Source organism: Salmonella sp. 32082101201600294FB01SM01 (assembly GCF_017572865.1).
Classification (GTDB): domain Bacteria; phylum Pseudomonadota; class Gammaproteobacteria; order Enterobacterales; family Enterobacteriaceae; genus Salmonella; species Salmonella enterica.
This window is the reverse complement of the sequence record NZ_JAGESB010000001.1, coordinates 1,762,293-1,773,435: the sequence shown is the minus strand read 5'-3', so window position 1 is coordinate 1,773,435 and position 11,143 is coordinate 1,762,293. Positions and strand designations below refer to the sequence as shown.

Below are 11,143 nucleotides of genomic sequence, written 5' to 3'. Positions count from 1 at the left end.
GCCCCTTAACGCGAAAGCGTATCTACAATGCCGACAACGGCGAGGTCGATGGCCTCATTTGGCCCGGAAAAAACGTGCCTGGCGCTGGAGCCGCCGCTGAGCAAAACCAGCTCGCCAATGCCTGCGCCGACGGAGTCCACGGCCACTTCATCGCCGGAGGTAGGCGAGGCGGGGAGTTCGCCATCGGCGCTGACCCGACGCACCAGCAGCAGCTTTTTCCCAATCAAAGAAGGTGATTTTTGCGTGGAGACAACCGCGCCCGTGACTCGTGCCAGATGCATGATTTACTCCTGCTTAATTAATTGAATATTCCGCGCATTGGCCGCGTCACGCGCCATGGCGGTCACGATGCATTTGCGGTGGACAACCACACGCCCCCGGCTTAGCAGCGCGACATCGCGATAGCTCAGCACCGAACCCGCATGCAGAACCAGCGGCAGTCCGTGCTCGTCGGTGAATACCAGCGGCAGACGAGCCAGTTTTTTTACCGGGATAACCGGCAGCAGCTGGCTGTGCAGGCTGAGCTGTACGCGGATGCCAAACGCCAGCGCGTCGTGAATTTTCCGGGCGGCGGCATCGTCGGTTTCTGCATCCGCAAGCTGACTCAGCAGCGGCAGGTCGACGAGCAGGATGCGCAGCGACGCGTACTGACAGAACAGTGCTGGACAGTCGGCATCGCGAAGTTGCGTAACGCTCAGCGTCGCCGTGCTCTGGGCACGGCGATGCAGCCGGGAGACAATCTCCTCGACAATGCGCTGCAGGGTTTCGCCGTTCATCGCGGGCCTACCAGCCGGGCAAAGGCCTGCGGGTTATCGGCACCAGCGGCGTTGGCTTCATCGGTATCAATGTGCATTTCGAGGCGCATGTCCGGTGAAACGCGAATCGCCACGTTGTTGAAAATCAGCCCGCGCTCGTCGCCTTCAATCGCCACTGAAACCCTATCGCCGTGGGAAACCCGCAGGATCAGCGCATCAAGCGGCGACATATGGATATGCCGCTGCGCGACGATAACCCCGGAAGGTAGCTCCAGTTCGGCAAAGGGGCTGACCAGGCGGATGCCCGGCGTCCCCTTCAGGTTGCCGGACATTCTCAGCGGCGCGGCAATCCCCAGCGTTCTCGCATCGGTACGCGAAATTTCCACCTGGCTTACCGAGCGCAGCGGACCGAGCAGGCGCACATTTTTGAGCTGCCCTTTCGGTCCCACTAGGGTGACGGTTTGCTCCGCGGCGTATTGTCCCGGCTGCAGCAGCGCTTTTTTCTCGCTGATGGGATGGCCGGGAAACAGCCGCTCATAATCCTGTGCGGACAGGTGGATATGACGGTTTGAGACGCCCAGCGGGATAGGCCGCAGGCGCATCTCATCAAGAACTTTACTGACCGTTGATTGCAGAAGCTCTTTATCCATTACGCTTCACCTCGCTTACCGGGATGAATGCAAAGCGTACGAGGTTCGCCCTTCTGGCGAGGACATTTTGGATCCAGACACAGGTTGCAACTGACCAGTTCTGATTCCTGCGGGGCCTCTTCTGCTGTCGCTTCAGAAACGACATCAGCTATCTCTGACGCTTCAGGCTCAGGTTCAATGACGGAGGGTGGGGGGGGCTCTGCGAGCAGGATCCCTTCTCCGGGCCTGGCGATAACCTTGTGGGCCACCAGGCCATTCCGCTGTTCGGCGAAATGCGCACCGGTGGTGATAGCCGCCTGAACGGAGGCCACATCACCGGTAATTTTAATCACCATCCAGCCTGAACCATTGGTCTTTTCGAGGGCGAGCAGCGTGATAGAAGCGGATTTCGCCATGATATCGGCGCAGCTGATAGCCAGTGCCAGACCACAAACTTCAAGTAATCCCAGTGATTGCTTCACGCGGTGCTCCTTATTTGCCATCGATTAGGCTGATTTCGGTAAAATGGCCTCAACATCGCTGTGCGGACGCGGGATAACGTGGCAGGATTTCACTTCACCCACGACGCTTGCCGCCGCGCTGCCTGCATCTACGGCTGCTTTAACCGCGCCGACATCGCCGCGAACCATGACGGTAACCAGGCCAGAACCAATTTTTTCGTAGCCCACCAGCTGTACGTTGGCGGATTTAACCATTGCATCGGCGGCTTCAATGGCGCCGACCAGCCCTTTTGTTTCAACCAGTCCCAGTGCGTTATTCATACTGCAGTTCTCCTGTTGCTTAGCTATTCAGATCCCGGAAAGGGATCCCTTTGACCAGCCGTGCCGCGTTATTACCGGTGTTGCGTTGGGCCTGACTGTCCTGATGATGCATCAGCGTAAAAAGCGGCGCCGATGCGGGTAAATTCTTGTAATGCACGACCAGCGAGTGTCGATCGCAGGCAATGCCAACCAGCAGCGGCGAGCTGCGCGCCGCCTGCCAGGCGCTGTCAACGACATCTCCAGCCGGGTGACGCTGAAGCAGGAAAGGGATGCCTTCCTCTTCAATGCCCAGCAGCACTTCGTGCCAAAGGCTGGCGCAGTCGCTGATAACGGTAATGACGATGGCCGGGGCGCTGTGATTACTGTCCATGTGCAAACTCCTTATGCCAGGAGAGAATCAGGCCGGTGGCTACCGCGTTTCTTGGGCCTTCGCTGCCGCGAATATTTCCTCGCCCGGCGACCAGGCGGTAGTGCGCCAGCGCATCGGTGACCAGCTGCGGAACTTCGAAATCCAGCGACGAGCCGCCGACCAGCACCACGAACGGAATATCGCGAATGTTGCCGGTTGGACTGACCTGACGCAGCGCGCGCAGGGCGTTGGTGACAAAGACGCGCTCTTTGGCGCTGCGGCGAATGGCGCGCACTTTTTCCAGCACTAAGTCGCCGGGAAGCGGCACCAGTTCGTCCGGTTTCACCACGCAGACGCGGGCGAACACGGCGGGAGGCAGCGGCGTCGGGAAGAACTGGACGCTGCCGTCCTCGTGGCGTAAGTGGAACAGGCTTTCGACCTTAGCCAGCGGGTATTTTTTGATCTCTTCCGCCAGATAGCGGTCTTCCAGCCCCAGTTCGCGGGCAATAATCATCGTGACCATGTCGCCTGCCCCGGCGAGATGGGTGGCGATGATTTCGCCTTTAGGGTTGATGATGGAGGCATCGGTGGAGCCCGCGCCGAGGTCGAGGATCGCCAGCGGTCGGGTGGTACCCGGCGTGGTCAGCGCGCCCAGAATGGCGGCTTCAGCCTCAGCGCCGCCGATCTGCACGTCGATATTGAGCTTCTGTTCGATTTCGCGGGCAATCATCGCCATTTGCAGACGGTCTGATTTCACCATCGAGGCGATGCCGACGGCCTGCTCCAGCGAGAACTCCCCGGCCAGACCGCCGGTGACGCTCACCGGAACCGAGGTGTCAACGGCCAGAAGATCCTGAATGAAAATCTCGCTGCTGGGCTTATTGGTTAGCTCGGCCATGGTCTGGCGCACGTGCTCCAGCATGCCGCCGATATTGGTTCCGGCCTCGCCGGTGACGTTGTCGAGTTTGCCGCAGCCGTCGACCGCTTTCATGATAGCTTCGGCACCGGCGGCAACATCCACGCGCACGGTACGACCCTGAGCCTGCAGCTCCAGGTTACCGGCGGGTATTGCGCGCGCTTTGACGTCGCCGGATGGCGTTTTAACCACCACGGCGGAACGGTTGCCAATCAGCGCGCGCGCCATCGGAACGATGTTTTTCGTCTCATCGGCGTTGAGATTAAATACGGTGGCGATGCCGTAAGGGTTAGAGAGGGTTTCGATAACCTTTCCCGGCACGGCGACTTCAATCGCCGCCAGCATTCCCAGCGGAATGCGGTCGATGTACAGAACTTCGTCAACGATCGGCAGCGATTTTTCCAGCCGGTTGCTGACCAGTACGCCATCGTCGCGCTGCAAAATGACGCCGGTAATCTGGTATCCGGCGCGCATTGAGGCGTTGATAACATTGGCGATATCGGCAAAATCAAAGGCTGACGATACCACCAGAATATAGGACGAGTCCGCAGGGCGGGTTAACAGCTCCTCCGGCGTAATCGTGATACCCACACCAAGGCCTACTCCCCCCGGCGTTTTTGGGTTATGGCCGATCATTGTCGATTCGGTGATGATGGTTTCGGTAATGGTTTCCATCGCCACATCGCCAATCACCGGCGTGGCTTCGTTAATGCGGATGAGCGAAATATCGCTGACATTGATCCCCGCGCGCTTTGCGACGAGGGCGAGCGCTTCCTGAATGCCGAACACGTTACGCAACGTGCCTTTGATCCCGGTCGTTTCCGCCAGCGCGCTGTGGGTGATTGCCAGCGCGCCAGTCTCATCTTGCCGCGCCAGCGCGACTTCCGTTGATGAGTTACCGATGTCAATGCCAGCTATATATCGCATCGTATATCCTTTTTCTCGTCGTACTTCAAACTGCCTTTTTGTTGGCTGCGTTCTTTCACCCGAATCACTTACTACAGTAAGCTCATCGGGGTTATGAGGGACATCCCTGTCCCTCACTAAAGCCAGCCTATGGCTGTTCAAATTCGTTCCAGACGAATTTGTCACTCACTTGCCGCCTCAATGCATCTCGAATTACTTAGAGAAAGCTAATCGTCGCCTTTGAGTTTTTTACGCTCAACGTACAGCCCTGCCGCTTCACGAACGAAAGCTGCGCAAATCTTTGCCTGATAACGGTTTTCGAGATCGTCGGCGATAGCGAGCAGCTCTTCTTTCGTTGAACGATACGGACGAAGGGCGTTGTAGATTTCAAGAATGCGATCGTCCGGTACCGCGGTCAGTTCGGCGGCGCGTTCGAAGTTCATCGCCAGCCGGTCGCGGCCCGCATCTTTGGCGATAGACGCCTGTAAGCGCAGGGTTTCCGGGGTAATACGCATATCCTGAGCGGTGACTTTATTGCTCAGCACGTTTTCCAGCGTAAAGTCGTCCAGCGTTTTATTGGTGGCGGTTTTCACCCATTCCGGGTGCTTGTTCGCCAGCGGGTAGTCGCTGACCTTTGCGCTGCGGGACGTGCCGCCTGCCGCAGGAGCCGCTGCTGGCGCATCGCCCTGCAGGCTGTTCATGCGGCTCAATACGTCCCGGACCATCGATTCAATTGCGTCGGTATTCATGGAGTTATCCTTTATCAAAGCGCCACGCGCAGTTCCTGCGGGTTTTTGCCCGTCACGACGTACTTGGTCTCTTTAATGTGCAAAATGGCCGACTTTGCCTGGTACTTCGGGCGTGCCATCTGGTCATTAAGCGTAGGAACCGGCTGCGGTGATTCGCGTTTCGCATAACGGGCGGCGTTTTTACCAATCTGACGGTAGGTTTCCAGCGTCAGCAGCGGTGCCTGCGGGAACAGCTCCAGGTTGGAGAGCGGCGGTAGCCCCTGCTGGTGGATAACCGTAGTACCTTTCGACTGGATGCCGATGGAGATGCCGGAGCCGCTCAGGCGGTTACCTTCAACGGCGACGAACGCCACGTCGGAAGATTTAAAGCAGCGAATCACGCGCGCCTTGATGCCTTCTTCTTCAATACCGGCAATGACTTCGCGCAGAATGCTCTTATGCGGTAAGCCGACGATATTGACGGTTTGCGCCAGGCCAAATGCCGGGCCGACGGCGATAATGACTTCGTCCTGCTGAGTGCCCTGGCGCGCTTCGCCCACTTCGGTCAGAAAGCCGTCGCCCGCAGGCGCAGCGGTCTGTGGTGCTGTGGATGCCGCAGGCGCATTAAACGAGACGGGTTTATCGCTGCCCTTCATATCGCGGAGCACGTCTTCAATTATCTGGCGCAGCAATTTTTCATTAATTTCCATTTCTCACCCCTTAATCAATCTCGTTGGGATCAAGAGCGCCAGGGATGTTTTTAATCTCTTCCCAGCGTTCTCCCTGCAGGCGATAACCTGTTGCCGGACCGGCATAGTCATTGACGTCATTAACCGCAGAGAGCACTTGTCCGTCGCCGACGATAATGGCGGAGGTGTGCAAATAGTCGCCGGTTAGCTTGGCTTTCTGGATGTTGAGCATGTCCTGGGCCACGTCGGTAAACCCGCCCTGCGCCAGCGCTTTAACGACTTCCAGACCGTTGCGGTTTTTATTGATGATTTCCTGGGCGAACTTGATGTCTTCGACGATGTTACGCTCCGGCATATCTTTCGAACCGTGGGCATAGGTCGCGGCTTCAACTTCTTCATCGGTAATCGGCGGTAGTCCCATTCCGGCAAACACGGCCTGCAGCGCGCGGGCGGCTTTGTTACGGATGGCGATAACGTCCTCTTCGCGAACCGGGCGCAGACCGCCGTCCACTTTCAGGTCACGCTGGATAACGTTGTAGTCGTCAAAGTCTTCCGCATCTTCGTTGGAACCGGCGAACATGTTGTCGTAGTTCGGCACCGCGGAATAACCAGAGGAGATAAAGTCGGTACCCGGCAGGAACTGCATCAGCAGGCGCGCGGTACGACGCATATCGGAGTGGGTGAAGGTCTGGTCGTTACTGGAGGCGCATTCCAGATCCAGCGACGAGCAGATCAGGTTTTCCGCCAGCACGGCACGAATGCCTGACGGCACGGCAGACGGTACGCCGATGCAGCTTACGGAGCCGTTTTGCAGACCCTGAACGCCAGCCGCTTTGGTGATATAGATGCAGCGCGCTTCCAGATACAGCATGGATTTGCCTTCGGCGTAGCCCATCTGCACTTCTGAGCCGGAGCCGGAGGTGAAGCGCATTTTCAGGCCGCGAGAGGCGTAGGAAGAGGCTAAGAAGCCCTTCGACCATGGTGTATCGTCACCGTCGGTGAAGACCGGCTCGGTGCCGTAAACGGAGATGGTTTCGGCGTAGCAGGTGTGGCCCAGCATGCCGAGCTTAAGCTCGGTGGCTTCTTCCAGGGAGCACTGCGTCAGTACGCCCGGACGACCAACCTGAGAACCGACCAACAGCGCGATGGCGTTGAACGGCGCGTAGCGTGCTACCGCAACCGTGGTTTCTTGTTCGTCAAACCCGCGCCATGCGCCTTCGGCGGCATCGGCGGCAATTTGCACCGGGTTATCCTTGACGTTGGTGACGTGCGCTTGCTGAGATGGCGTGCGGCGGGCGCGCATTTTCTGCATCGCCATCATCATCTCAACCACGTTCATATGCGAAACCACTTCAACAATTTTCGCCGGGGTCATGGCGGTGGTCAGCGGAACGATTTCGCTGCGCTTGACGTTAGGATCGCACAGCATATTGGCAAGCTTGACCGAATCCATCGCCATCACTTCTTCGGCGCGGTTCAGGTTGATGCCGTAGCGGGCGATAAAGTGGTCGATCAGGTCGAATTCGCTAACCGGTTTTCCGTCCAGCTCGGTCACCGCGCCGTTAACGATTTTAATCGACGGTTTCGGGTCGTTCGGGCTTTCCATTGCGATAAAGCCTTCTTCGATCCACTCCTTAACAAAGCCGTCCTGATTCACAGGGCGTTTCGCCAGTGCTTCAAATCTTTTCGATCTCATGAATCAGCCTCGTGGGTATCAGATGTAGGACGGGCGATCGTTTTTCGGTTCAGAACCGAGGGTCGCAAGGACGGTTTTGCCGATTTCGCGGGCGGAGGTCACCGCCTGACGGACCGCGCCGGAGTCGCCGGAAATCACCAGAATGGCTTCGTTACTAAAGCTGGTGCCGTGCGCCGGAGAGCTGTACGCCACGACTTCAACGTTGGCTGACTTCAGGGCGGTATCGGCCATCAGTACGCCGACGGAAGCCGGAGCGCCGACGATGACGCCGCAGGCACGGCCAATCGGCGCGCCGAACGCTTTTTCCAGGGCGTAGCTGGCGCGAGCGGTGTACTGCAGCTCGATATGCCCGGCTTCGTTGCCGTAAACATCGCCGAAGGTGCGGTCCAGCTCTTTCAGCGCGACTTCGATACCGCGCTTGACGTCGGACACGTCGTTACCGCCTAAAATAATCAGCGAACCGTGGCCCGCGCCGCCTTTGGTATCGCGCGGCAGCTCAATGCTGACCACTTCGGTGTTGGTGGCTTTCACCGCTTCGTCCGCCGCCATAATGTGCGGGCCTGCGCCAGTGCGGGCGCCGAGAATACCGATGGAACGATAGCGCTTCTCAAGCTTCATCGCGTCCAGCAGGGCGGCATCGACGTTGGCGATAACCAGGCCCAGGGTATCGCCAATGGCGGTCCCGACAAATTCCGTTAAACTGCAGCTTTTTTCTGCCATAGCCGTCTCTCGTATAGGTTGGGGTTGACCAGGGATGGCCTGTTGTTCCGGCGTTGCCACACGGGCAATCACCTGTGCCATGATCTGTTCCACCAGCTCATTGCTGCTCATTGGCTAATTCCCTTCGGTAAGATTTTTTCTACATCGGTGTGAGGGCGTGGGATGACGTGTACGGCTTTCACTTCACCCACGTTGCGTGCGGCTGCGGCACCTGCATCGGTGGCCGCTTTGACCGCGCCAACATCGCCGCGCACGATGACGGTTACCAGCCCGGAGCCAATCTTTTCATAGCCCACTAACATCACATTGGCTGACTTAACCATTGCATCAGCGGCCTCTATGGCTGCGGTTAAGCCTTTGGTTTCTACCATTCCTAGTGCTTCTTGTTGCATAAAGACCTCGCATGGAGTGTTCCGATAGTGGGGACTATAAGAAGATGCGAGGAAAAAGAATGGCTGACTTGCTATTGAACATCAGAAAATAATGGGAAAGCAATATGATTAAATTGCCTTTTATTTTTATAACTTATTGATAAATTACATTTAATTTATTATTGTCTATATGATTATTTTGTTTTTATTATTTCATTTTTACATTTTTGTTAGTGACGAGAGTATTTTTATTTGATATGGCGAAAGACGCAAAATGTGATGCTTATTCGAAATTGATAAGTTGGCTTGTGCAATATTTTATTATTTCCACAGGCGTATTTTATAGCTCAAATTTCCCGTGTGATGGGCTGATAAAAATATCGGAAAAGCAAAATTTTGCTATCGCAACACGATTTTTCCGGGAGACAGGTCCGCAGGTTGCCAACAATTTACAGGCGGCACTTTTTATAGTGAGGTTAGCTGTACTCTACTGCCAGCCGAAACTTGCGCTGGCCAGGACACGAACTTTGCTCAGAAGGTGTCACATGAATGATTCTCTAAAGGCGCAATGTGGTGCGGAATTTTTAGGCACCGGACTCTTTTTGTTTTTTGGTATCGGTTGTTTGAGTGCGCTCAAAGTCGCAGGCGCCAGCCTCGGATTATGGGAGATTTGCATTATTTGGGGGCTTGGAATTTCACTGGCCGTTTACCTTACGGCCGGGATCTCCGGCGGACATCTTAACCCTGCGGTGACGATTGCGCTGTGGCTGTTTGCCTGCTTTCCCAAACAGAAAGTATTGCCTTATATTATTGCCCAGTTTGCCGGCGCTTTTGGCGGCGCTCTGCTGGCGTATGTGCTTTATAGTAGCCTTTTTACTGAATTTGAGACTGCGCATCATATGGTGCGCGGTAGCGTCGAAAGTTTGCAATTAGCCAGCATTTTCAGTACCTATCCGGCCGCAGCGCTAAATGTATGGCAGGCTGCGTTGGTGGAAGTGGTCATTACGTCGATTCTGATGGGCATGATCATGGCATTGACGGATGATGGCAATGGCATTCCTAAAGGGCCGCTTGCGCCTTTGCTTATTGGGATATTGGTTGCCGTTATCGGCGCGTCTACTGGACCCCTTACCGGTTTTGCAATGAACCCGGCGCGTGATTTCGGTCCCAAACTGTTCACATGGTTAGCGGGGTGGGGGAACATGGCGATGAGCGGTGGGCGAGAGATCCCTTATTTTATCGTGCCGATTGTCGCGCCTGTTATCGGCGCCTGTGCCGGAGCAGCCATATATCGCTATTTTATTGGTAAGAATTTACCTTGTAACCGCTGTGAACTGTAAGAAAATGCGAACCAGATTCACAGCAATGATGTATCGTAAAAACAGGTGAGATAATTTCGTGATCTGCTTTCACGAACTGATCAAAACGTCTCCCAGCAATGGGAGACTTTTGATATTGTCATTGTACTTTTTATCAGGGCCAGGATAATGCTAATAAAAAGTGAATGTAAATAATGTGTTTTGTTTATAACAATAAATTAACTGAGGGGTTTTATCATGATTTCTGCGAGCGCTCTGAACTCAGAACTCATTAATAAAATCGCACAGGATTTTGCACAAGCCACCGGTCTGGCGGTTGTGGTTGTCAATATTCATGGTGATGAAATATCTGAGCTATTCAATTTCACGCCGTTTTGTCAGTTGATGCGGCAGCATCCCCAGCATAGTACACGTTGTCGTATGAGCGATCGCTGCGGGGGACTGGAGGCATCGAAGTCCGATCAACCCTGTATTTATCGTTGTCATGCCGGTCTAACGGATTTTTCTATTCCGCTGGTAATCGCAGGGCATTTAGTTGGCTTTGTTTTATGCGGGCAGGTTCGTTTAAGTAATGACGTGGAGCTGGTAAACATTCTTAATGTCGACGATCGCTGGCAGGCTGACCCTGAGCTCTTGAATGAATTTCGGAATGTGCCAGAGATGGACTATTCACGCGTTATCGCTTCCGCCGATCTCCTTAAACTGATTGTTGAGAATTGCCTGAAAAAACAGCTCAATTTCGTGGTTATCAAAGACAATCCGCAGCAATCGGAGGCAAATAAAGCCGCTCGTGGTCCCACTCCGCATGACAGTAAAATGAAAAAAGCGCTTCGCTATATTGATGCGCATTTGTCCGACGATCTTCGTCTTGAGGATGTCGCCTCACATGTCTATCTCAGCCCCTATTACTTCAGTAAGCTATTCAAGAAATATCAGGGAATCGGATTTAATGCGTGGGTGAACCGCCAGAGAATGGTTAGCGCCAGAGAATTGCTTTGCCATAGTGACTGGAGTATTGCCAGTATTGCGCGTAATTTAGGCTTTTCGCAAACCAGCTATTTTTGTAAAGTCTTCCGCCAGACCTATCAGGTTACGCCGCAGGCTTATCGCCAGCAGATAAATGAGAATTCTCATCCTCCATCGTTATGAATAGCAATATTTTGCTATTGCCGATTTTTGATAGTGTTTTGTATCTTAATCATTTCAGAAAGAAAATTTATCTGGTGTAACAATAAATTGTCATAGCGCAACAAAATAATAAAATTTAGGGCATAAACTGCACC

General features: G+C 54.7%; 14 protein-coding genes. 2 read left to right on the top strand and 12 right to left on the bottom strand.

From position 1 onward, the window contains the following. Window positions 1-5: 5 nt before the first annotated feature. The 12 genes from pduN to pduA all read right to left on the bottom strand — a co-directional run bounded on the left by pduN (window position 6) and on the right by pduA (window position 8,562). Window positions 6-281, bottom strand: coding sequence for a propanediol utilization microcompartment protein PduN (pduN, locus tag J4645_RS08850; protein WP_000549823.1), 276 nt, complete (start codon window positions 279-281; stop codon window positions 6-8). 3 nt (window positions 282-284) lie between these two features. Then, complete coding sequence (pduM, locus tag J4645_RS08845; RefSeq protein WP_023214784.1) at window positions 285-776, bottom strand: propanediol utilization microcompartment protein PduM; 492 nt, start codon at window positions 774-776, stop codon at window positions 285-287. Continuing rightward, complete coding sequence (locus J4645_RS08840) at window positions 773-1,405, bottom strand: phosphate propanoyltransferase (protein ID WP_000356727.1); 633 nt, start codon at window positions 1,403-1,405, stop codon at window positions 773-775. Before J4645_RS08840 ends, pduM begins: the two co-directional genes overlap by 4 nt. After that, window positions 1,405-1,887 carry a propanediol utilization microcompartment protein PduK gene (pduK, locus tag J4645_RS08835; protein WP_001284380.1) on the bottom strand — a complete coding sequence of 161 codons (483 nt, stop codon included), beginning with the start codon at window positions 1,885-1,887 and terminating at the stop codon, window positions 1,405-1,407. The genes J4645_RS08840 and pduK overlap by 1 nt, the downstream gene beginning before the upstream one ends. A gap of 3 nt (window positions 1,888-1,890) precedes the next feature. Continuing rightward, complete coding sequence (gene pduJ, locus J4645_RS08830) at window positions 1,891-2,166, bottom strand: propanediol utilization microcompartment protein PduJ (protein WP_001057755.1); 276 nt, start codon at window positions 2,164-2,166, stop codon at window positions 1,891-1,893. Between the two features lie 19 nt (window positions 2,167-2,185). Continuing rightward, a complete protein-coding gene (pduH, locus tag J4645_RS08825; RefSeq protein WP_023214783.1) occupies window positions 2,186-2,536 on the bottom strand; it encodes a propanediol dehydratase reactivase beta subunit PduH in 351 nt (116 codons plus the stop codon). Beyond that, window positions 2,526-4,358 (bottom strand): propanediol dehydratase reactivase alpha subunit PduG, encoded by a 1,833-nt coding sequence (gene pduG / locus J4645_RS08820; protein WP_023214782.1) that lies wholly within the window; start codon window positions 4,356-4,358, stop codon window positions 2,526-2,528. The genes pduH and pduG overlap by 11 nt, the downstream gene beginning before the upstream one ends. 206 nt (window positions 4,359-4,564) lie before the next feature. Continuing rightward, window positions 4,565-5,086 (bottom strand): propanediol dehydratase small subunit PduE, encoded by a 522-nt coding sequence (gene pduE / locus J4645_RS08815; protein ID WP_001090597.1) that lies wholly within the window; start codon window positions 5,084-5,086, stop codon window positions 4,565-4,567. A 14-nt stretch (window positions 5,087-5,100) separates the two neighbouring features. Then, window positions 5,101-5,775, bottom strand: coding sequence for a propanediol dehydratase medium subunit PduD (gene pduD / locus J4645_RS08810; RefSeq protein ID WP_000405048.1), 675 nt, complete (start codon window positions 5,773-5,775; stop codon window positions 5,101-5,103). Window positions 5,776-5,785: 10 nt separating this feature from the next. Continuing rightward, the gene (pduC, locus tag J4645_RS08805) at window positions 5,786-7,450 is read right to left on the bottom strand and encodes a propanediol dehydratase large subunit PduC (protein WP_001256896.1); all 1,665 of its coding nucleotides are present in this window, start codon (window positions 7,448-7,450) and stop codon (window positions 5,786-5,788) included. 18 nt (window positions 7,451-7,468) lie between these two features. Further along, a complete protein-coding gene (gene pduB / locus J4645_RS08800) occupies window positions 7,469-8,281 on the bottom strand; it encodes a propanediol utilization microcompartment protein PduB (RefSeq protein ID WP_000097492.1) in 813 nt (270 codons plus the stop codon). Beyond that, window positions 8,278-8,562 (bottom strand): propanediol utilization microcompartment protein PduA, encoded by a 285-nt coding sequence (gene pduA / locus J4645_RS08795; protein WP_001183618.1) that lies wholly within the window; start codon window positions 8,560-8,562, stop codon window positions 8,278-8,280. Before pduA ends, pduB begins: the two co-directional genes overlap by 4 nt. A gap of 524 nt (window positions 8,563-9,086) precedes the next feature. Between pduA and pduF the strand changes: the two genes are divergently transcribed. Together pduF and pocR are read left to right on the top strand one after the other, a co-directional pair. After that, window positions 9,087-9,881: a propanediol diffusion facilitator PduF gene (pduF, locus tag J4645_RS08790; protein ID WP_001000023.1), complete on the top strand. Its 795-nt coding sequence runs from the start codon at window positions 9,087-9,089 to the stop codon at window positions 9,879-9,881. A gap of 216 nt (window positions 9,882-10,097) precedes the next feature. Next, a complete protein-coding gene (gene pocR / locus J4645_RS08785; RefSeq protein ID WP_000622323.1) occupies window positions 10,098-11,009 on the top strand; it encodes a regulatory protein PocR in 912 nt (303 codons plus the stop codon). Window positions 11,010-11,143: the final 134 nt, after the last annotated feature.

Excerpts from the sequence above, each read along its gene's own strand:
- pduN (WP_000549823.1), bottom strand. The coding sequence starts at position 281 with ATGCATCTGGCACGAGTCACGGGCGCGGTTGTCTCCACGCAAAAATCA.
- pduM (WP_023214784.1), bottom strand. The coding sequence starts at position 776 with ATGAACGGCGAAACCCTGCAGCGCATTGTCGAGGAGATTGTCTCCCGG.
- J4645_RS08840 (WP_000356727.1), bottom strand. The coding sequence starts at position 1,405 with ATGGATAAAGAGCTTCTGCAATCAACGGTCAGTAAAGTTCTTGATGAG.
- pduK (WP_001284380.1), bottom strand. The coding sequence starts at position 1,887 with ATGGCAAATAAGGAGCACCGCGTGAAGCAATCACTGGGATTACTTGAA.
- pduJ (WP_001057755.1), bottom strand. The coding sequence starts at position 2,166 with ATGAATAACGCACTGGGACTGGTTGAAACAAAAGGGCTGGTCGGCGCC.
- pduH (WP_023214783.1), bottom strand. The coding sequence starts at position 2,536 with ATGGACAGTAATCACAGCGCCCCGGCCATCGTCATTACCGTTATCAGC.
- pduG (WP_023214782.1), bottom strand. The coding sequence starts at position 4,358 with ATGCGATATATAGCTGGCATTGACATCGGTAACTCATCAACGGAAGTC.
- pduE (WP_001090597.1), bottom strand. The coding sequence starts at position 5,086 with ATGAATACCGACGCAATTGAATCGATGGTCCGGGACGTATTGAGCCGC.
- pduD (WP_000405048.1), bottom strand. The coding sequence starts at position 5,775 with ATGGAAATTAATGAAAAATTGCTGCGCCAGATAATTGAAGACGTGCTC.
- pduC (WP_001256896.1), bottom strand. The coding sequence starts at position 7,450 with ATGAGATCGAAAAGATTTGAAGCACTGGCGAAACGCCCTGTGAATCAG.
- pduB (WP_000097492.1), bottom strand. The coding sequence starts at position 8,281 with ATGAGCAGCAATGAGCTGGTGGAACAGATCATGGCACAGGTGATTGCC.
- pduA (WP_001183618.1), bottom strand. The coding sequence starts at position 8,562 with ATGCAACAAGAAGCACTAGGAATGGTAGAAACCAAAGGCTTAACCGCA.
- pduF (WP_001000023.1), top strand. The coding sequence starts at position 9,087 with ATGAATGATTCTCTAAAGGCGCAATGTGGTGCGGAATTTTTAGGCACC.
- pocR (WP_000622323.1), top strand. The coding sequence starts at position 10,098 with ATGATTTCTGCGAGCGCTCTGAACTCAGAACTCATTAATAAAATCGCA.